General features: G+C 60.1%; 13 protein-coding genes. 3 read left to right on the top strand and 10 right to left on the bottom strand.

What is annotated here, in order from left to right; all coding sequences use genetic code 11:
• The first annotated feature begins 12 nt into the window (after positions 1–12).
• The 3 genes from AC07W5_RS18120 (at position 13) to AC07W5_RS18110 (ending at position 5,829) form a co-directional block, all read left to right on the top strand.
• Entirely contained in the window at positions 13–1,434 is a 1,422-nt protein-coding gene (locus AC07W5_RS18120; protein WP_495023997.1) for a diaminobutyrate--2-oxoglutarate transaminase, read from the top strand.
• A gap of 70 nt (positions 1,435–1,504) precedes the next feature.
• Positions 1,505–2,659 (top strand): efflux RND transporter periplasmic adaptor subunit, encoded by a 1,155-nt coding sequence (locus AC07W5_RS18115; RefSeq protein ID WP_495010851.1) that lies wholly within the window; start codon positions 1,505–1,507, stop codon positions 2,657–2,659.
• Positions 2,660–2,703: 44 nt separating this feature from the next.
• A complete protein-coding gene (locus AC07W5_RS18110) occupies positions 2,704–5,829 on the top strand; it encodes a multidrug efflux RND transporter permease subunit (protein WP_495023996.1) in 3,126 nt (1,041 codons plus the stop codon).
• Between the two features lie 436 nt (positions 5,830–6,265).
• Here AC07W5_RS18110 and AC07W5_RS18105 read toward each other — a convergent pair whose 3' ends face one another.
• From AC07W5_RS18105 to AC07W5_RS18060, 10 genes are all read right to left on the bottom strand, one after another.
• Positions 6,266–7,810 carry a Fic family protein gene (locus AC07W5_RS18105; protein WP_495023995.1) on the bottom strand — a complete coding sequence of 515 codons (1,545 nt, stop codon included), beginning with the start codon at positions 7,808–7,810 and terminating at the stop codon, positions 6,266–6,268.
• A gap of 572 nt (positions 7,811–8,382) precedes the next feature.
• Positions 8,383–9,438: a hypothetical protein gene (locus AC07W5_RS18100; RefSeq protein WP_495023994.1), complete on the bottom strand. Its 1,056-nt coding sequence runs from the start codon at positions 9,436–9,438 to the stop codon at positions 8,383–8,385.
• 33 nt (positions 9,439–9,471) lie between these two features.
• Positions 9,472–11,280 (bottom strand): hypothetical protein, encoded by a 1,809-nt coding sequence (locus tag AC07W5_RS18095; protein ID WP_495023993.1) that lies wholly within the window; start codon positions 11,278–11,280, stop codon positions 9,472–9,474.
• A gap of 3 nt (positions 11,281–11,283) precedes the next feature.
• Complete coding sequence (locus tag AC07W5_RS18090; protein WP_495023992.1) at positions 11,284–12,576, bottom strand: hypothetical protein; 1,293 nt, start codon at positions 12,574–12,576, stop codon at positions 11,284–11,286.
• A gap of 19 nt (positions 12,577–12,595) precedes the next feature.
• Positions 12,596–13,519 (bottom strand): hypothetical protein, encoded by a 924-nt coding sequence (locus AC07W5_RS18085; protein WP_495023991.1) that lies wholly within the window; start codon positions 13,517–13,519, stop codon positions 12,596–12,598.
• A 66-nt stretch (positions 13,520–13,585) separates the two neighbouring features.
• Positions 13,586–15,970 (bottom strand): hypothetical protein, encoded by a 2,385-nt coding sequence (locus tag AC07W5_RS18080; protein ID WP_495023990.1) that lies wholly within the window; start codon positions 15,968–15,970, stop codon positions 13,586–13,588.
• Between the two features lie 10 nt (positions 15,971–15,980).
• Positions 15,981–17,120 (bottom strand): hypothetical protein, encoded by a 1,140-nt coding sequence (locus tag AC07W5_RS18075; protein ID WP_495023989.1) that lies wholly within the window; start codon positions 17,118–17,120, stop codon positions 15,981–15,983.
• Positions 17,099–18,544, bottom strand: a complete 1,446-nt coding sequence (locus tag AC07W5_RS18070) for an alkaline phosphatase family protein (protein WP_495023988.1) — start codon at positions 18,542–18,544, stop codon at positions 17,099–17,101. The genes AC07W5_RS18075 and AC07W5_RS18070 overlap by 22 nt, the downstream gene beginning before the upstream one ends.
• Positions 18,534–19,766: a metabolite traffic protein EboE gene (gene eboE / locus AC07W5_RS18065; protein WP_495023987.1), complete on the bottom strand. Its 1,233-nt coding sequence runs from the start codon at positions 19,764–19,766 to the stop codon at positions 18,534–18,536. Before eboE ends, AC07W5_RS18070 begins: the two co-directional genes overlap by 11 nt.
• Entirely contained in the window at positions 19,763–20,647 is an 885-nt protein-coding gene (locus AC07W5_RS18060; protein WP_495010840.1) for a TatD family hydrolase, read from the bottom strand. Before AC07W5_RS18060 ends, eboE begins: the two co-directional genes overlap by 4 nt.
• Positions 20,648–20,679 lie beyond the last annotated feature (32 nt).

Below are 20,679 nucleotides of genomic sequence, written 5' to 3'. Positions count from 1 at the left end.
ATGGAGGAAATCATGAATGCTTTTTCGAATGTCACGGCGGGTGGCGCGCAACAGCTACATCTGTTGCATACCGGTTTGTCGCGTCCTTACTGCCTGGATCCGACACCGCTGCTCGAACGCCAGCAACAGCAGGAATCCAACGCCCGCAGTTACCCTCGGCGCATTCCACTGGTGCTCGAACGAGCCCATGGCATTTACGTGCAGGACAGTCGTGGACAAGTGTTCGTTGATTGCCTGGCCGGTGCCGGCACCCTGGCGCTGGGCCACAACCACCCGGTGATTATCGAAGCCATCACCCAGGTCATGGCCGCTGGTGTACCGATGCACACCCTGGACCTCATGACGCCGGTGAAGGATGCATTCGTACAAGAAATTTTTGGCTGTCTGCCCACAGAATTCGCTCGCAATGCGCGCATCCAGTTTTGCGGCCCCAGCGGGGCCGATGCGGTTGAAGCGGCGCTCAAACTGACCCGCACCGCCACGGGGCGGCACTCGATCCTGGCGTTTGAAGGGGCTTACCACGGCATGACCCTGGGGACGCTGGCCATCAGCGGTAACCTGTCGCCGAAAAATGCCCTCGGTGCCTTGATGCCAGGCGTGCAACGCTTGCCTTTCCCCCACGATTACCGTTGCCCGTTCGGTGTGGCCGGCGATCAAGCGGTCACCCTGAACCTGCGTTACCTCGAGCATTTGCTCAACGACCCGGAAAGCGGTGTTACTGCACCGGCGGCAATGATTCTGGAACCGATCCAGGGCGAGGGCGGGGTGATTGCCGCGCCGGACCGCTGGCTTCAGGAGCTTCGCCGGTTGACCCAGGCTCACGGCATTCCGCTGATCGTCGACGAGATTCAGTGCGGCATCGCCCGCAGCGGCCGGATGTTCGGCTTCGAGCAGTCCGGTATCACACCTGACGTCATCACCTTGTCCAAAGCCATCGGTGGCGGTCTGCCGCTGTCGGTCATGGTCTACAACGATTCGCTGGATGTCTGGCAGCCGGGTGCCCACGCAGGTACGTTCCGTGGCAACCAACTGGCAATGGCCGCCGGTACCGCGACCTTGCGCTTCATCCGCGATGAAGGCTTGGTGGCACACGCCGAAACCGCGGGCGCGCATCTGCGCAAGCAGTTGCGGATGCTGCAAAGCGAGTTCGCCTGGGTGGGCGATGTACGTGGTCGCGGCCTGATGCTCGGTATGGAAATCGTCGACCCGCAAGGCGCCCTCGACGTACAGGGGCATCCGCCAGTGGACGCGGTCCGGGCCAAGGCCTTTCAGCAGGCTTGCCTGAAGTACGGTCTGATTGTCGAGCTGGGCGGACGCCATGGTGCGACCGTGCGCTTCTTGCCGCCGCTGATCATTACCGAACAGGAAATCGATTTCGTCGCGCAAATCCTGTTCCAGGCAGCGAGCTCGATCAATGAGCGCTGCACGGGTTAATGATCTGCCGATGCACAGGGCTTGCCGAGATGGGCCGGCAAGCCCGCTCTTTTTTGCACAGGGACTGACAATGCGCAAGGCTTTAGCGACGATGAAACCCGCTTGGGTGTTGATGGCGGTGTTGGGATTAAGCGGCTGCGGTGCTCAGGATCAGCCCTCTGAACACACTGCGTCAGCGCCTCAGGTGAAGACGCTCACCGTGCAACCCCGACCGTTTGCCATGACCTCCGACCTGCCGGGCCGAATCGAACCGGTGCGCATCGCCGAGGTGCGCGCGCGAATTGCCGGTGTTGTGTTGACCCGTCATTTTCAGGAGGGCAGTGACGTCAAGGCGGGCCAACTGCTCTTCAGCATCGACCCGGCGCCGCTCAAGGCCGCCTTGATGCGGGTCGAAGGCGACTTGGCCAAAGCCGAGGCGGATGTCTATCGCGCCAATGCTCATGTCCAGCGTTACAAACAGCTGGTGGAAGTCAACGCTGTCAGCCCGCAGGCATTTGACGACGCGGTCTCTGATCTCAAGAGTGCCCAGGCCAATCGCCTGGCCGCTCAGGCTGATGTGGCCACTGCCAGACTCAACCTCGGTTACTGTCAGGTGCGTGCACCGATCAGTGGCCGCATCGGCCGTGCCCTGGTCAGCGAGGGTGCACTGGTCGGCCAGGATGAAGCTACGCAGATGGCGAGGATTCAGCAACTGGACCCGATTTACGCCGACTTTACCCAGTCCGTCGATCAGGTCGTGGCCTTGCAGCAAGCCGTGGCCAGTGGTCGCCTGACCCTCACCGGCGCAGGCGCGGCCAAGGTCACGGTGCAGATCGGCAGTCCGGCACAAACCCGACAAGGCAAGTTGATGTTCTCCGATATCTCCGTGGATCGAAGCACCGGGCAGGTCACCTTGCGCGGCGAGTTTCCTAACCCTGACAACCTGCTGCTGCCGGGGATGTATGTGCGTGTAGTGGCGCCGGCGGGGGTCGATCCTCATGCGCTATTTGTGCCGCAAAAAGCAGTGCAGCGGGGCCCTGACGGTCAGGCCCGTTTGATGTTGGTGGACGCCGAGGGGGTGGTGCGCGAGCGCATTATCAGCACTGGCGCGATGCTTGGCTCCGATTGGCAAATCACTCAAGGGTTGTCGGCCGGCGAGCAGGTGGTCATTGAGCGGGCCGATAAACTGAGTGCCGGCACGCCGGTCACCGTCGTTACCCTGGCTGAGCAGCAGGCCCGAAACTGACGGTCTGACGCATTCTTCCACGGCTGTTAGCCAGGATTTTACCAATGCCCGATTTTTTCATTAATCGTCCGAATTTCGCCTGGGTCATCGCGTTGTTCATTGCGCTGGTGGGAGTGCTGACACTGGGCACCTTGCCGGTCAGCCAATACCCGGACGTGGCCCCACCGCAAATCAGTGTCAGCGCCAGCTACCCCGGCGCCTCGGCGCAGATCATCAATCAGAACATCACCAGTCTGATCGAGGAGGAACTCAACGGGCTGAAAGACTTGCTGTACTACGAGTCCAATAGCGCCAACGGCAGCGCCGAAACCACCATCACCTTCAAGCCGGGAACCGATCCCGACATGGCGCAGATCGATGTCCAGAACCGCTTGCAACGGGTGATTGGGCGGCTGCCTCAAGCCGTGATCGAGCAAGGCCTGAAAGTGGAACAGGTGCGCGCCAACTTCCTGATGATCTACGCCTTGTCTTACACCGATGGGCAGCAGGATTCTATCGGGTTGGCGGATTACGCCGCACGGGGCATCAACAACGAGATTCGCCGCGTGGCCGGGGTCGGGCGGGTGCAGATGTACACCGCCGAGCGCGCCATGCGCATCTGGGTCGATCCCACCCGGCTGGTCGGTTACAACCTGTCGATGGCTGACGTGAGCAAAGCCATTGCCGCGCAAAACGTGCAAGTGCCTGCCGGCAGCATGGGCGAACGTCCGGGGCCTGCCGACCAGCACATTACCGCCACCGTGATGGTGCAGGGGCAGCTCGAATCGGTGGAGGCGTTCGGCAACATCGTGCTGCGGGCCAATGACGACGGCTCCAGCGTCAGGATCCACGATGTGGCGCGGGTCGAACTGGGGCGTCAGGACTACCGCTTCGACGCTCGCCTCAACGGTAAACCCGCGGCGGCCATGTCGGTGCAATTGGCACCGGGCGCCAACGCGCTGCAAACAGCGGCCGCGATCAAGGCGCGGCTCGAGCAACTGTCGAGCACCTTGCCGGCGAACATGACATTGAGTGTGCCCTACGACACCTCGTACTTTGTCGACGTGGCGATCAAGCAAGTCATCTACACGTTGATCGAAGCCATGGTGCTGGTGTTCCTGGTGATGCTGTTGTTCTTGCAGAGCCTGCGTTACGCGTTGATCCCGGCGATCGTGGTGCCGGTCTGCCTGTTGGGTACACTCGCGGTGATGGCCCCGCTGGGTTTTTCGATCAACATGATGACCCTGTTCGGCATGGTGCTGGCCATCGGTATTCTGGTGGACGACGCCATCGTTGTAGTGGAAAACGTCGAGCGCTTGATCACTCAAGAGCGGCTGTCGCCCAAAGACGCGACCCGCAAGGCGATGCAGCAGATCAGTGGGGCGATTGTCGGCATTACTCTGGTGCTTGCGGCGGTGTTCCTGCCGTTGGCCTTCATGGGCGGTTCGGTGGGGGTGATCTACCAGCAGTTTTCCATGGCGCTGTCGGTGTCGATTCTGTTTTCCGGGTTCCTCGCACTGACCCTGACGCCGGCCCTGTGTGCCACGTTGCTCAAACCCTTCGATCCGACGCATCAGGCCCGCCCCAACCGCTGGGCGAATGCCTTCAATCGACGCTTCGATGCCTTGGCCCAGCGTTACGAACGGCTCAGTTCGAGTTGGGTCCGGCGCAGCACCCGCAGCATGTGCCTGTACTTGATGTTGCTATTGGTACTCGCATTCGCCTATCACCGATTGCCGTCCTCATTCATGCCGTCCGAGAATCAGGGCTACATCATCACGGATATCCAGCTGCCACCCGCGGCTTCAGCCTCGCGCACCGACGTGACGGTGCAAGCGTGGGAGCACTATGCCCTGGCGCAACCTGCCACGGACCAGGTGCTGGCGATCATGGGGTTCAGTTTCTCCGGGGTCGGGGCCAACGCTGCATTGTCGTTTGTCAGCCTCAAGGACTGGTCGGTTCGTGGAAACGGGCAGGCCAGCGATGCGGTGGCCCGGCGCGCGAATGAGGCCTTTGAAAATGCCGTCGATGGCACGCTGTTCAGCGTGGTGCCTCCACCGGTGGAAGGCCTCGGCACCTCAAATGGTTTCGAGTTACGGTTGCAGGATCTGGCGGGGCAGGGGCACGAAGCGCTATTGAACGCTCGAACCCAATTGCTGGAGGCGGCCAAGGCATCGCCGGTGATTGACTACCTTATGGAGGATGGCCTGGCTGATGCGCCGCAAATCAATGTCAGCATCGACCGTGAGAAAGCCGAAGCCCTCGGTGTGAGTTTTGATGTGATCAGTTCAGCGTTGTCCTCGGCGCTGGGCTCGGAACAAATCAATGAGTTTGCCAATCAGGGGCGGATGCAGCGGGTAATCGTTCAGGCGGACGGCATCAGCCGCCAGACGCCTGAAGCGCTGCTGCGCCTGCAAGTGCCCAACCGGCAGAACCGATTGGTGCCACTGGACGCCTTCAGCCGTTTCGAGTGGCAGGTCGGGCCACTGCAGATCGCTCGCTATAACGGCTCGGCGTCGCTACGTTTTTCCGGTGATGCCGCGCCGGGTTACAGCACCGGTCAAGCCATGGAAGAACTGCAGAAAATCGCCCGTCAGCTGCCGGCCGGTTTCAGCCTCGAATGGGCCGGGCTGTCACTTCAGGAACAGCAGGCCAGCGATCAGGTACCGCTGCTGGTGGGGTTGTCGTTGATTGTGGTGCTGCTGGTACTGGTGGCGCTGTATGAAAGCTGGACCATTCCCTTTGCCGTGCTGTTGATCGTGCCTATCGGCATGCTCGGTTCGGTGGCCGCGGTGACGGTCATGGGTATGCCCAATGACGTCTATTTCAAGGTGGGGTTGATTACGATCATTGGGCTTGCGGCGAAGAACGCGATTCTCATCGTCGAGTTTGCCAAGGCGCTACACGCTCAGGGAGCCAGCCTCGCGCAAGCGGCTGCTCAGGCCGCGCGTCTGCGTTTTCGTCCGATCGTCATGACGTCTCTGGCCTTTATTCTCGGTGTGGTACCCCTGGCAATCGCCACCGGTGCGGGTGCTGCCAGCCAGCGGGCGATCGGCACAGGCGTCATCGGTGGCATGCTGGCGGCGACCGTGCTTGGAGTTTTGTGGGTGCCGGTGTTCTTTGTCTGGGTCTTGTCCGCGGCAAAGCGGTTGAATCGCCAGGGTGTCGTCATCACCGAACCCTCGGCATAGTCGAGCAGTCTCCAGCCAGAGGTTGGCGGTTGATTTTCAAAGACTCTCAGGGTCGCCAAAGAACATTTGGCTGGGCTCTAGAGCGGTAGTTTCAGGCCGAAAAATCTTGGTGATGCGCCCGCTTTGGGTTGAAGCGGCCATTGGAAACCGGGGCCAACTGCATCGCCAGATGCTTGTACTATCTTGGCAAATGTCGTTGATGTTTGTTGGCGCGCATCCGCACACATAATGCCCTCCAGCCCCTCCCCTGAGGGGTGTATGAATGTCTAGCGAGGTTGTCGAAAAGGTATCGAAATTACATCGCCAAACGCCAGGAGTAGGCCGAACGCCTGCAGAGTTTTCGGTGAGGCGCGGAGGAATCGGGACAAGTCACCTTCGATCTGCTTTCGATCCTAGGAACCAAGCGTTGTGAAAGACTGAGATGTGAAGTTGAAGATCACTCTTCGCCGCTCCCCACTTCTTGTTCTTCGAATGCGGAGCGCACGGCTTCCACAACACGTTCCGCCCGGTGAGCGTCGTCCAGTTGCGGATACGCTTTCTTCAATTTGCCAGATACCTGCCAGCCATTTTCCTTGAGAGAGCGAATGATGCGGTTCGCGTCCTGATCCGGCATTTCTACCACCTCTTTGAGCCGCTCCTGGGCGCGCTGGAAAATGACCAGCACACGGGCCTCATCGGCCATCTCGGTACGGACTGTATGCGCCACGACCTGTGCCGTGTACAGGACGTGTTCAGTCAGATCGGGATAGCGCCATGCGAATTGCGCGTCGTCGTAGTCATCGAAGACCAGGTTGCTCGGGGTGCCGTCCTCGTAGACGACGAGTTCGCCAAACCGATAGGACGCTGCGTAACGTTGCATGAATGGCCGCGAAAACACCTCCAGCGTACGATCGTAGCGCGCCCGAAAATCGATCGAGCTCGTGATGGTGGCCGACACCGGCAGGATCACGCCATCAGGTACCGCCTTATCGCGGATCAGGGTGTCGTTGATCAGGAAGCGATGGATCCGACCATTGCCGTCCCGCATGGGGTGGATATACACAAAGGCGAAGGCGATGGCCGCAGCTCGAGCCAGCGGCTCGGCGCCCCGTGTTGCCAGCTCGAATGCTTTCAGGCCATCGAGCAGTTGCGCTAGCACCTCAAATTGCGGCGCAATGTAGTGCACGATATCCTCGCGCATGGTCGCCTGTCCTACGAAGACCGGCGAGTACCGCAGGCCCAGTCCGAAGGCCTCATGACCCAAAATACCGGCTTGCAACGTGTGTAGGCTATCGTTGCTCAACGGATCCTTGATATGGCCACAGTACTTGGCGATCACGTGGGCAAACCGCTGGATCCTGTCGGCCTGGTCTGCCTCTTTCTCGATCAGAAAGCTCGCACGCGCCTCCTTGAGCGTCAGCCAACTGGCCGTGCGCATCAGGATGTCGGCGCCAAAGGTTTGGTTCAGCTCGCGCAGTGCTGCATCCAGGTCAAATTGCAGCGCTTGCTGTACGGTATCGGTACGGCGGACCAGGGGGCAGAACTCCGGCACGCCGGGCAGGTTATTGTTGATGCGCCAGCGCCGTATCCGCAGTGGCTCAACGCGGGTCAGGTACTGCTGCGACGAAACGGCATCGACATAGCCGCCATTGGTCACATCTGGCACATCCAGATGCTGTCCGGTTAGCCACTCGTACAGGAATCCGGTGCGGCGGGCATATTGCCCAAAGGGCGCTTGCCGGCACCAGGCTTCGATGGGCTCTGGTCCAACAGCCGCAAACAGACGGGCGAAAAACTCGAGGTGAATTTCTTCGTACTTGAGCCCAAACTCGAAATGCCCCGCGAAATTGTCCACCGGCTGGTAGCTGGCGGGATACTTGTTCTCGACATGTCCGTTGCTCTCGCGGCTCATCCGTGTCGTACCGATCACCGATTCGACACGTAGGGGTTGTGCAAGCGCGATACCGTAGCGATCGGCGAGTGCCTTGAAGCCTGCCTTCATTGTCGAAACCCCTAACGCGAGCTTAAAAATGATAACCGGAAGGGGATAGTACGCGAAAATGATAATTCAGGGGGGCGCGAAAACGCTAACGATCACTTGAAAATGATAACAAAACAACGGTTTTTTCCGAAAACGATAATGGCTTGGAGTGCCTTGTAGGAGAAGCGTATGGGACGACGCTTGCCTGGCCGCGTAAAGTCGTCAAAGTAGACTCTCAGGGTCGCCAAAGAACATTTCACCAAGGCTCTATCTAGGCTTTTCAGGCAGTTGGGTCATAAATCTGCCTCCAGTTTTGCCCCTGTTGCGCCTGATATCGTCGGTCAGCCCAAGTTAGTTGCTCTCGAGGTATGAAGCATTTCAAGAATTCTGCCCACATTGCTTTTGTCTCTGCCGTGGGCCAATCGGGTGAGGCGCTCGACATGGCGATAGCTTTTGAGTTGAGCCATTGCCGAAGCGCCTGGCCAGGCAGCGCAAAATGCACAGTTCGGCGATGCGAGTCTTGCCGGCGCTAGAATGTGCCGCCGTCTTTGCGAGCAGGTTCTCTCCCACACAGGCCACTAGGCACGTGCTTTTCAGAGTTGCACCCGACGCAATCTGCCGCTCAACGGGACGACGTTGTTGTCTGGCGTGGGCAGAGGCCGGCCGGTCAATCCCATGCCTTCGCTCACCAGTACCGCATCCTGCAACAGGCACAGGTTGGAAGGGGTATCCAGGCCGCGGGCGAGCACGGCGACTTGACCTGTTTGCAGGTTGCAGCTCAGCAGTCGACCGGTGAATCGGCTAAAGCCGCCATGGAGTGGTTCGCCGTTCCAGTCCGGCGGCAAGGGTTGCTGCAAGCGGTCGCAGAGTTCCAGGACCAGCACGTTCCCCTTCGGACACAACGCCAGTCCGGTGGGCAGTTGCAGGCCGCGAATCAGTATGTCGATCTGCCCGCTGGCCGGCGACACCCGAATCACTAGGCCTGCCTTGTCGGCAAAGTCGATGCCCTTGCGCGTCGGGTCGCCTTGCAGTTCTCCGGAGAACAGGCTGATCAGCACCGCGTCTGTCGCCGGCTCGTACACCAGGGTCACGGGAACGGCTTCCTGGCCCTGGTCCAGTACAGGCAACTGGACCAGCACGCGTTCGTCCTGGCCGCTGGTGAACTCCACCAACCGATTGGTATCGGGTTTGACGGCCAGCCAACTGCGGCGGGTTGGGTGGTAACACAGCGCATTCAGATTGCCACGGCTGTGAAACACCGGCTCGGGCGGGGTGTATTGCAGGTCCAGCAGTCTGGAGCCCTCGACGTAATCGGTCTGGCTGACCAGGCAGCGTCCGTCACCGCAGGCGATGTCCGACAGCCCCATGATTTCATCACGCAGCATGCGGGCCTGCATGTTCATGGAGCGAAAACCTTGCGCCAGTATTGCGCGGGGCAGGTAGGCGCCGGGTCTGTGCGGATCCGGTCGCAGTCGACTGATACGGCCACTGAAGGTCTGGTCCGGCAGGCCTGAGCCGGCTTCGCTCAGCAGCAGGCTGCCATCGGCCTGCACACAGACGCCGCGAGGGTTCAGCAGGCCTTCGGCGATGATGGTGCTCGGGCACAGGGTTTCGCCGGGGCGTGCGGGGATATGAATGGGTACGGGCATAAGGTCGCTCTCCATGGACAAGGGTGGGCGTAGCTACTGCGGCGGTTGCCACGGTTCACCGGTGAGATAGGCCCGGAGCAGCGCCCGCTGGCAGGGCGACATCGAGCGCACCACAGGCATGAACAGCGTGGTGCCTTTGTAGGCATCCGAGGTTCGGGCGAGGATGGGGTTCTTGGCGGCCATGATCGCGTCGGGCTGATTGAGCGGGATGTAGCGCGACATGGCGGGGAAGGCCAGGTAGTGAAAACGCAGGACGTTCGGATACATCAGCGGCCAGGTGATGGAGGTGCCCGCGGGGATGCCGAAGTCGGTCTGCGCGTATTTGCGAAAGCTGGTGAAGTAGCCGCTGCTTGGAAGGCCATTGGCCGTGCAGGTCAGGGCGACAAAGCCCGCCTGGCCGGCACTGCCCGGTTTGACGGTGACGGGGAAACTGACGGCGAGCTGGCCGGCATTCACGGTCAACGAGGCTGGGAAGTCGAGGAAGTCCCAGTATTGCGGTTCAACGTACACAGCAGGAGCACCCGCCTGCAGGTCGATTTCGGTGGTGCTGGGCACCGGACCGCCCAGATACCTGACCTGCAGGGTGAGCGACAGGCCATTCGGATAGTCCTCCAGATAAACGTTGCGCTGGTCGGCATAGATCCGATAGGTCGATTCGGTGGCTTGCAACGTGGTCCCGGCGACCTTGCCGGGCGCGTTGATCGCCAGGGCGGCGGTCTGCACCGCCTGCAGTTGGTTGAAGGTCAGCGGCAGGTCAACGATGCCGCCATACACGTAGTAGTCGAACAAAGAGCGGCTGCTCGGGTCCAGGGTGGCCAGTGTGGTGGTGCCTGCGGTGATGGTGACGGGGCCGTAGTTCGCGTTGGGCCCGATAGGGCTGGTGATGTCGTCCCTGACGGCCCTGAAGGTTTCCTTCGGAATGACGTTCACCATGTCGATGCTCAGGTAACCGTTGTTGCCCAGGTCGGCATAGCCGGCATTCCCCGTGCTCTGGTTGACCAATTGCCGGCCTGGCTGACAGTTCAGCGGCTCGTCGGCGAAAGCCGGGGCCAGCGTACCGATGACCCGGCCGATGCTCGGATTGGGGGTGTATCGACCGGCGGCGTAATCGGCGTCCAGTTGTTCGGTGGTCATCGTGGGGCACATTTCGAACATGACGAAACGCAGGACGATGCCTGTCGCCCCTGGTGCCTGGATGATCGATCGCAGGCCAGCGCTGTTCTGGTTCCAGCTGACGATGCTGCTCAGGGGAAAGGTCAACTGGAACGTGCCACTGGCGTGAAAGGAGCCCGGCGCATCCATTTTCGCGGGTAACAGCACACGCCCGGCCACATCGAAACTGCTGCACACGGTATTGCTGCGAATCAGCAATTGGATGTCGCTGTTACCGCCTATTTGCAGACCGCCGACGAAAATCTGGGTGGTCGTTGAGGAGGTGGGGTCCAGGTCCACCATCATTGGGCCGGACACAGGCCCTTGTCCGGTCACCGGGTCCACCGAACCGAGCAGATAGACCGGTTGGCCCACCATGTCGCCGGTGGTGCTGATGCTGCCAGGATTACCCTGGGAACTGATCAAGGCGTTCTGCATGTCGACCACATGCTGCCCGTAGTGATTCCAGCCGCCGGCGGTGTAGTAGTCGCCGTCAGGCGCGTTAATCATGTTGTTCAGCTGATCGTCGGTGTAAGACTGGGCACCCGGCGCCAGGGTCGAAGTGGTCAGGTCGAAGAGCGGCCATTCATCATTGCCGTCGTAAGGAATGGTGGGGGAGTTGTTCGGCAAGCTGACGTCCGTGCGGATGCCGCCCCAGAAATTCAGTCGTGGTCCGTTCAGGATGCTCATGATTTATTCCTCGTCCTTGATGGTTTTGCCGACAGGCGCATTGGCGAATTTGAACAGGTAGGAGTAATCGGACTTGTAGGGGCTCTTGACCGGTGTCGCCATGGAATGGCAATTCATGCAGCTGCTGTTGGGCTGGATGTAACTCTCCATGGTCACGTTGGCCGAGAGGGCCGGTGTCGGCTGGCCCAGTGGATTGCTGGGGTTATCCGGCATCAGCGGGCGCTGGGTGGTGATGAGCTGGTAGTACTTCAACACGCTCCTTTGCAGCCCCGGGTCGGTGCGGTACTGGGTGTTGACCCCGTTGGTGACCTCGGCAATCGGGGTAAACCGGTTCAACGGGTTCGGCGTCTGGAACGTGGTCCCGGGTTTGGGCACGCAGACCAGATGCACGCCCTGGGTTTGCCAGTCGCACGGCGACTGGTTGAGGCTGGCGGCGGGGGCGGTGGGGTTGAAGTAGGAGTAGGCCGTGCCGGATGTCGGCTGGTCGACCCACACGCCGTTCACCAACACCTTGGGCGGAACGTTATCGATCTGCTCGAAAGTCGACCAGATCCACTGCGGATAGCCGTTCACCTTGGTGATGATGTGCAGGCCCACCAGACCCAGGTAGGCCTCGGTGACACCGATGCGCTGACCCTGGTCGTCGAACTTGGCCACGCGCGCGAGCATGGTCAGATAACGGCTGGCATTGTCACGGGTGGTGAGGATGCGCCAGCTCGATTTGACCTCGATGACCCCATAGGGGAAGTTGATGTTGTTGGCTTTGGAAACCACATCAGCGTTATAGAAACTGTTGGCGACGATGTAGTTGTAGGAGGTCTCGTTTGCCGAGATGTCGTAATAGGTCGGGTTACCGGCCTGGTCGATCAGCCAGCCGCCGACGGCCTGGTCGACGGCATTCACCTGAGAGCTGTTCTTCAGCGCGGCGATGTTGATGATGCCCAGGCTTTTGGCGGCTTGCTGGGTATTCCACGGGCCAGGATCGGCCCCTCTCGGCAAAAAGATTTCCTCCACGGTCTTGTAGGTCTGCCAGACGGTGTAGCCGGGATCCCCAGGCTGTTTGTTGCAGTCGGGATCACCTCGCTGCCCGTCCTGTGCGGGCCAGTTCAAGGCGATGAACATCTGCCAGCTGTATTGATCGAACAGGTCCTGACTGGCCGTGGCGGCCGGCGCAGTGCTGGGGGGCTGGCAATTCAGGTTGCTGGTCTGCGTCGACGGCCTGGCCTGTTCCCGGGCCAGGCCCGGCAGGCTGGCCAGGCCCATTAGCATCACGGTGAGACGGAGTGAAGTTTTCATGGCGATCCTTCGTCATTGGTCAGGGTTTGCGCTGCATGAGCTTGTTCCACTGCGCCTTTTGGCCGTTGCTCTGTGAAGCCGGTGGCTCGAACAATTGGCAGGGCGGCGGATTCGCCGGGCACATGGCGGCTACCTGAGCCCAGGTCTTGGCCGGGTCCGGTTTGGCGATGCGAAAGTTGGTGTAGTTCTGGCTGACGATGGGCGCATTGGCGACGCTGGCGTCACCGGAGAAATAGAATGACTGGGGATGCCGGTAGGGCGGTTGTCCCGAGGGTTTTTTGTAAAAGGCGTAGCCGAACAGGATCGGACCTTGCGGTGATTCGAGATCTAGCGCGTAGGCCTGCACGCTGCCATCGAGGTTTTTGCTGCGCTCGGCGCTGTAGGGCAGGTGCTGGATAAAGTCTTGCCGCGGTGGATGATTCATCGGCGAAAACATGCAACAGGCCGGCATGTCCTTGGGGCGGTCTTGCGGGTAAGTCAGGAAGTACGCCTTGTTGCCCAGGGATACGAAGGAACAGGTGTAGTTGTTGTTCTTGATCGGGAAGATCGGCAGACAGTACTTCTCGTAGTGTTCCATCATCGCGCCGAAACCGTCGCCGTCCGGCGGGATATACGTGGTGTCGTAGTAGCTGGTACCCCGGGAGACGGTGTAGTCCGCCGGGGCAAGGGTGCTGGGCGGATCGCTGTAGGGCGGAGGGTTTTTTTCGTAGTTGTGCATCACCCGGTACATGGTCCAGTCGCTGATCCAGAACGCTGGAAAAAACGGATCGGAAGGATCGCCCGGTGCGCGTTTGGCGATGCAGTTGCCGTTCTGTTCGTTGCACCCCTCGGTGTTGTGCACCCCCATGGTGAAGTAGACGGCGCCGCTGTCCGCCTGGGCGAATAGAGCCGGGATGAGCAGCAGGGTCAGCAGCAACAGCCGGTTCAAAATGCTGGCTTTCATATGACACTCCTGTGAAGTGCCGGGTGACGCTCGTCACCCGGTGGTCCTGCTTGAAGCATTGTGGCTTTAGCCTTGTTCGTAGTCGCTCATGCTGAGCGGGACGGGCGGGAAATTGCGTTTCACCAGGGACTGCGCCCAGAGCTCCAGTACTGCGCGTCGGCTTTGTGACATGTCGCGGGTGATGGGCATGGCAAGTGTGCTTTCCTCCTGGTACTCCTTGCTGATCAGCACAATCAGCTGGTCGATGGCGCCTTCAACTCGTGCCTGGGAGTTGAGCGGCATGAACTTGTTCATGATCGGGTACAGGTAATAGAAGGTCTGCAAGATGCGCGGGTAGATGAAGTTTTCCCACAACAGCGTCGCGGCGTTCTGACGCGTGCAGATGGAGTTCCAGTAGGTGATGAAGTCCTGTTGCAACTGGGGATCCAGTGGCAGGACGCGCATCGGGGCGAGGAAGTCTGTGTAGGCCTGGGTGTAGTTGAAGCTGAAGGGGACGGCCGGGTTGTTGTGGTCTTCCTGCACGAAGAACCGCAGGGTGGGAAAGCCCGGAGCTCGGGCACTGACGCCCAGTTGGGCAATGCCGCTGGCGTTGGTGGTGATCTTTGCAACAGAGTAATTGACGGTGCTGTTCTGAGCATCGCGCAGCGTCCCGGTTCTGGAGATGGCTGCGTCAAATACCAGGCAAGGGCGCAAGTTGACCGCGACCGGTCTACCCAGGTCATGCAGGAACTGCTGATAATTTACCGGTATTCCCGAAGGCTCGACATTCGACTCATCCACGGCCTGTAGAGCGGTGAGTCCACGGCCGCTACCGGTAGACAGGTGGCTTGATATCGCGAGCATGTCGTTGAATTGGGGCAGATTGGGCTTGTTCAATGTGCGGTCTGCCGGATGGTCGTAGAACAGCGTGAAGTCGGCCGGATTACTGAATGCCAGATAGTAGTTGCTGGTGGTCACCGTGAAGGGGTTGCCATACTCCGCCACCCACAGCACGGTGTTGGCCGCTGGCTTGCCATCTTTTTGCACCATGATTTGCAGCGTCTTGTGATCACCCACGTCGATGAAACTGCCGCTTTCTATCACTTCGGCGGTCCACATCTGCTGGGTGGAGGCGATCACGGGTGCTCGCACACCATGGCCTTGCAGTTGCAGTTCAAGAGGACCTGACTGCAGTGTCGTCTTCTGCGCCGAGGTGAGCTGGAAGTCCAGGAGGCCGGAGCGTTTGTCGAAGGCTGCTTGTCGGTAATCCTCGAAGCCGAAGTTGATCACCGGGTTGAATTGTCCATTCTGGCGTACGCCCAATTGATAATCGCCGGCATGGAATTTTTCGGCCGTCAGGATAGGAGCGGCGCCGTCCACCGGATGGAACGGAAAACTATTGGCCAGATCCAGCGACAGGGTGTTGTCGGTAATCTGGGCCGAAATCACGCCCAGCGGGACGTTTTTTACATCCTGAGGTTCGGTTATCTCAATAACAGGTACGGTGTTGGCGGACACCAGGCGCCGGCCGGCGGGTGCGGTGGGGTATTCGTCGGCAAACCAGAGGCCCAGGGTCGCCGCGGTGCTGCTATAGGCGGGGTTGAAAAATATATCGGAGACGTTGTCCAGGCCCTTCTGATACATCGCTTGCACTTTGGCCATGTCCGCGGGCGTCGTGGAGTGGGTATTGATCGGCGGGAAGTCGTTGAAAATGCCGTTCTTGTCATAGCAGGTCAGGTAGGTAGAAAACCTGAACATCAAGCCACGAGCCCCTTGTTGCTTCATCTGCTGTTGAAGCTGACTTAACAGCGCGGAGTTGCCGATAACCCATTCCAGGTTTTCCTGAGGAAAGCAGGTCTGCCAGGTGGTGGTGACATACTTCAGACCACCGAGGGCCCCCCAATTGAAGTTCAGGAATCGGTCCAGCATCCGGTATTGCCGATTGAGGGTCAGGCCGCATTTATCATCCCCCAGCACCAGTTTGTCGAAATACAACGCGGTGAAGGTGTTCTGCCACGGGCTGATGTCCACGAAGCGCGCGGCAGTAGGACTGGCGCTGCCAAAGGGGTTACCGAGCAATTGGTAGTTCTTGCCGACCAGCGCATCCTGGGCGATGTAGTTGTTGGCCTGTAGCTCGCCGCCGATGACCACGGAGCGGATATCTTCGTAGCTCACCGTGCCGCAGGCATTGTCGCCAAACAGATCCCATTCCGCGGGAATGTACGGGGTCGGGCTGCCATTGGTCGGCACCATCGGCACGTAGTCCGGGACGTTATTCACGGGACTGATGACCCAGGGCATCAGCTTGTTGGGGGCGCTCTGGCGCGTGATGTCGTAGAAGTTCACAAACGGCCAGTTAATATCCATGTTGACCGCGTCATAGAGCGGAAACACATCGTTGTTGTTGGCCGTTGGCGGGTTCCAGAACATATGGCCGTTGAGGTAGATACGGGGGAAATTCAATACGCTCATGTCATGCTCCTTAGCGTTGCCACTGGGCGTGTTTCAACGACCAGACAAAATCCAGTTTGTTGTAACCGGCGAAAGCCGAGTTCGGCAGCGGGGTGGTGGGGTAAACAATGCCGCCCTGTTCTTTCAGGGCGAAATTGAAGTAACCCTTTTGGTTCGAGTAGGCGGCGGTGCCGTGGCAGGCCAGGCAGGATGAGGTGTTCTGGAAGGCCGATTCCAGCTGGGAGTTGGCCAGCACCTGGGTGATGGGCTGGAATTCCACCCCGATCAGTTCGTACTTCGACAGGGCGGGATTAGCGGCCTGAAAGCTGGTATTGACCGTTTTGGCAACCGGTGTCGGTCCTGTGGTGTTGGTCATCGGGGTAGCCGGTACGGCATTGGTCACGGTGTACTTGCTGTTGTTGACGTTTTCGAAGGTGGTCCAGACCCAGTTGGCGTTCAGCTTATTGACGACGTGCAAGCCGCTCAATGCGGCATAGCCGACCTTGTATATACCGTTTTGCAGGTAATAGGCCTGGGCGATGTAGTAACCGTCTTTCTCCAGTTTCTGTTTGTAGGTCGCGTCGGAGCCGATCCACAGCCAGGAGGATTTCAACTCCCAGGCGATGGGTGGAAACTCCAAATTGCTGGTCAGGGCGGCCTGGCCGTTCATGTTGTAGACCTGCTTCTGCACGATGTAATCGAACGTGCCCTGGCCCATCAGCAGCTGAAAGCGCACGGGGTTGCCTTTTTCTGTCGTGGGCACCGCACCGCCCATTTGCAGAATCAAGCCATCGACCTGTTGGGTGGCCTTGAGGTTATGGAAGGTTCGGGACATGTCCATTCCTAGCGCCTTGGCCTGTGTAAGCACCGCGTTCGGGGGCGGCACGGAGGTGCCATAAGGGGCGGGTTTGGCGCCATTGGGCAGGTAGACCTGGTCGGAAGGTTTCATCGATTCCCACTCGCGGTTTGGGCTCCCCGCCGCTGCGGGCTGGTTCAGGCAGACGAACCAGTTCCAGGCCATGGTCTCGGGACTCTGCGCAAATGCGGCCCGGGTCTTGTCGACGTCTCCTCCAAATTGCAGGAAATTGCTGCAGTCGAAGTTGTTGGTGTTCTTGGCCTGAGCCAAACCGGCCAGGGCACTCAGAACTGTTATAGAAATGGCTCGCCGCATGGAAGCTCCTTGGCATTGGCCGGGTCGGTGTGTGAGTGCCCCAGGAAGTGCTCCAGGAGCAGTTGCTTCACTGCCGTGGCCGCAAGGCGTTGCGGCAACGGCAGATCGCAATTGGTGATGAGCAGCGGGCCGGTCTTCTCGCTGTCGGGCAGGCGGCCATGGCTGCCACGGACCAGGCGGGTGTCCAGCGGAATCAGGTCCATGTAGTAGCGAAAGCCGAGCTTTTTCTGCAGCAGGCGGCGCGCCACTTTCAATTTCGGGAAGCGAATGGCCGGGTCGATGAACAGTTCCAGCGGGTCGTAGCCGGGCTTGCGATGAATGTCCACAGTGCGGGCAAAGTCGGGTGCCTTGCGATCGTCGAACCAGTAGTAGTAATCGAACCAGTAACCCGGTGTGGCCACGGTCACCAGCTCGCCGCTGCGCGGATGATCCAGTTGCCAGGCCCGTTGTTCGGCTTTATCCAGCACCTGCTCGATGCCGGGCTGGCGCTGCAACAGCGCTTTGACCCGAGGGATGTCATGCGCCTGTTTCACGTAGATGTGCGCGACCTGATGATCGGCCACGGCAAAGGCCGCGCTGGCGCCGGGGTCGAGCAACTCCCAGGTCAGCGACTGGCGGACCTGCAACAAGCCTTCCGCACGCAACAGTCGGTTGATCGATACGGACTGCTGCACCGCTTCGATCCCGTATTCGGACAACACCATCACCGCCGCGCCTTGCTCCTGGGCAAAGGTCAGCAGGCGACCCACTTCACTGTCGATGGCCCGAACCTCGTCGGCAATCGACGGATGATCGGGGCCCAGTCGCTGCAGGCAGTAGTCGAGATGGGGCAGGTAGACCAACTGCAAGTCAGGTCGATCGATCTGGAACTCGGCGATGGCGCAGTCGACGATCCAGCGGCTCGACGCAATGCCGGCCGACGGGCCCCAGAAGCTCGGAAAGGGGAATTCGCCAATCTGCTGCTCGATAAGCTCGTGCAACGCTGTCGGTGCCGAATACAAGCCGAACATTTTGCGGCCATCGGCCGGGTAGTGCGGGCGTGGGGTGATGGCGGCGTCCACGTCGGCATACATGTTGTACCACCAGAACAGCTGGCTGCAGCGAAACCCGGGGAGCTCACGCTTGAGCGCCTGCCAGACCTTTTCTCCCTGGATCAGTGCGTTGGGTTGTAGCCAGAAACGCACTTCGGCCTGGTCGCGAAAATACCAGCCATTGCCGACGATGCCGTGTTCCGACGGCGACAGGCCGGTGAGAATCGACGCCTGCACCGTTGACGTGACGGCCGGAAACACCGGTTGCAGGCTGGCCATTTTTGCCGTTTTCAGCAGGGCATTGATGTGCGGTGTCGCCGGCCCCAGCAGCGCCGGTGTCAGCCCCACCACGTTGATCAGCAGCAGCGGTTGGCGCGGGTGATCAGAGGGCATCGGCGTACGCCTCCCGCGCTTGGGGTTGCAGCAACTGCCGCTGCCGCAATTGGTCTTCGACCCAGTGCAGTTCTGCGGCGATTCCCTGGAGTTGGGCGTGCTCGGTAGTGGGCCTAAGCGTGGCGGGCAGGACGCCCCAGCTGTAGGTTTCCACTTCCAGCACGGGACGAAAATCCCCATGGTCTGCGAGAAAGTCGAAAGTCTGCGACAGGGCGATCTGACTGCCGCTGAGCTCAGGCAGCAGCAAGTGTTCGCTGAACAACGGAATGTGGAAATGAATCCGCAGCTCGGGGTACTGCTCCAGGTTATTGGCACAATCGTCGAGGGCTGCGGGAAGATCGGCCCAGCCTGATAACCGCTCCTGCGCATCGCGGGCTTTGACTTGATGCAGGTAGGTGGTTTCGGCGAAGTCGCTCAAGGTCTTGAGCACGTGTTCGCGCCGGTTGTCGTCTTCAGCGGGCAGGCGACATATCAACGCGTTGGACAACTGAATCTTGCCGACGGGCACCCGCGCCTGACGCAGCTTCTCCAGCGACTGATAGCAGTGTTCGAAAACCACGGCCTGGTGGCAGACATCAAAGCACAGCGCCAGATAGTCATGGTGCGGGTCGCTGGCTTGGTAGCGGTGGAAGAAGGCGATCGCCTGGTCGGTGTTTTCCAGTACACAGTCCGGCTCCATCTCCAGGCAGAACACGATCTTCTTGCCGGTCTCCAGATGGAGCCTGGCCAGCGCAGCGGTGAGCTGGCGCAGCAGATGTTCGGCTTGCTGCTGTAACTGCGGACTCCAGCTGGTGGCATAGCCCAACGGCACGGTGGAAATCACGCCCTGACGACAGTCCAGCGGCAGCGCATCGGCAAGGATCCGTGCCAGATTCAGGCTGTACGCCAGCCGCTCAGGCTCGGCCCAACTGGGTAAATAAACCTCGGTTTTCACTGCGCCCTGATGAAATTGGCCATAGGGAAAGCCGTTAAGCGAAGTCAGCCGTAGCCCGCTGCGTTGCAGCAGGCTGAGGAAGTCCGCGCGAGCCGACGGCTGTTGCAATTCGGCCGCGGCGAGGGCACTGATCCATAGCCCACTGTCTTGCTCATCCAGGCCGCGCAGGGTGCGCACGCCCTGAAAATGCTGTTCGATGGATGACCGCAGCCCGGCCAGGTCACGGGTCGGGTGCACGTTGCTGCAATAACCGACCTGCGCGGCAGCCCAACCCGTGCCGGCGTTCATTTGATCACCGGTTCCTGACCACGCAGGGCAGAGTTGTCCTGCCACTGCCGACGCTGGTCGATGGGCAGCGGGGTGCTGACCAGGGCTTTGTCCAGTTGGCCGCTTTGGGCGAAAAAGTCCACGGGGTTATGAAACAGCACTTGTTCGACCTGGCTTTCGCTGAAGCCGGCCGCCAGCATCGCCTGGCCCGTTTTTGGCACTTTGAGCGGGTCGCTGATGCCCCAGTCGGCGGCACTGTTGACCACCATTTTTTCAGTACCGTATTCCTGCAGCAGGGCGACCATGCGCTGTTCCGACATCTTGGTGTTGGGGTAGATCGAATGGCCGCGCCAGCAGTTGCTGTCCAGCACCAGCGGCAGGGTCAGTTCGTTGAGGTGGTCGATGATCACCAAGTGCTCGGCAATCCCCACTTCGCGAATCACCGCCAGGGTGCGTTTGGTGCCACCGATCTTGTCGCGGTGCGGGGTGTGCACCAGCACCGGTAAATTGAATTGCTTGGCCAGCTCCAGTTGCGCGGCGAGAAAGCGATCCTCCTCGGGGGTAATGTCGTCGTAGCCGATTTCGCCGACCGCCACCACGCCGTCTTTCACCAGATAGCGCGGCAGAATCTCCAGCACTTCATTGGCCACCGACAGGTCATTGGCTTCCTTGGGGTTGAGGCCGATGGTGCAGAAGTGATGGATGCCGAACATGCTGGCGCGAAAGCGCTCCCAGCCCAACAGCGTGTCGAAGTAGTCGATGAAACTGCCGACACTGGTCCTGGCCTGGCCCTGCCAGAAGGCCGGTTCGATCACCCCGGTGATGCCGGCGGCGGCCATGTTCTGGTAGTCATCGGTGGTGCGGCTGACCATATGAATATGCGGGTCGAAGTACTTGAGCATGGTGAATCCTCGTCAAAGGAAGGGAACCGTTG

The organism is Pseudomonas sp. GW821-FHT01E05 (genome assembly GCF_059422425.1).
This window is presented reverse-complemented; position numbering and strand designations above follow the sequence as displayed.

What these genes read in the sequence shown, in the direction of transcription:
- AC07W5_RS18085 (WP_495023991.1), bottom strand. Translation starts at nt 13,519, where the DNA reads ATGAAAGCCAGCATTTTGAACCGGCTGTTGCTGCTGACCCTGCTGCTC.
- AC07W5_RS18105 (WP_495023995.1), bottom strand. Translation starts at nt 7,810, where the DNA reads ATGAAGGCAGGCTTCAAGGCACTCGCCGATCGCTACGGTATCGCGCTT.
- AC07W5_RS18075 (WP_495023989.1), bottom strand. Translation starts at nt 17,120, where the DNA reads ATGCGGCGAGCCATTTCTATAACAGTTCTGAGTGCCCTGGCCGGTTTG.
- AC07W5_RS18080 (WP_495023990.1), bottom strand. Translation starts at nt 15,970, where the DNA reads ATGAGCGTATTGAATTTCCCCCGTATCTACCTCAACGGCCATATGTTC.
- AC07W5_RS18100 (WP_495023994.1), bottom strand. Translation starts at nt 9,438, where the DNA reads ATGCCCGTACCCATTCATATCCCCGCACGCCCCGGCGAAACCCTGTGC.
- AC07W5_RS18120 (WP_495023997.1), top strand. Translation starts at nt 13, where the DNA reads ATGAATGCTTTTTCGAATGTCACGGCGGGTGGCGCGCAACAGCTACAT.
- AC07W5_RS18110 (WP_495023996.1), top strand. Translation starts at nt 2,704, where the DNA reads ATGCCCGATTTTTTCATTAATCGTCCGAATTTCGCCTGGGTCATCGCG.
- AC07W5_RS18095 (WP_495023993.1), bottom strand. Translation starts at nt 11,280, where the DNA reads ATGAGCATCCTGAACGGACCACGACTGAATTTCTGGGGCGGCATCCGC.
- AC07W5_RS18070 (WP_495023988.1), bottom strand. Translation starts at nt 18,544, where the DNA reads ATGCCCTCTGATCACCCGCGCCAACCGCTGCTGCTGATCAACGTGGTG.
- AC07W5_RS18115 (WP_495010851.1), top strand. Translation starts at nt 1,505, where the DNA reads ATGCGCAAGGCTTTAGCGACGATGAAACCCGCTTGGGTGTTGATGGCG.
- eboE (WP_495023987.1), bottom strand. Translation starts at nt 19,766, where the DNA reads ATGAACGCCGGCACGGGTTGGGCTGCCGCGCAGGTCGGTTATTGCAGC.
- AC07W5_RS18060 (WP_495010840.1), bottom strand. Translation starts at nt 20,647, where the DNA reads ATGCTCAAGTACTTCGACCCGCATATTCATATGGTCAGCCGCACCACC.
- AC07W5_RS18090 (WP_495023992.1), bottom strand. Translation starts at nt 12,576, where the DNA reads ATGAAAACTTCACTCCGTCTCACCGTGATGCTAATGGGCCTGGCCAGC.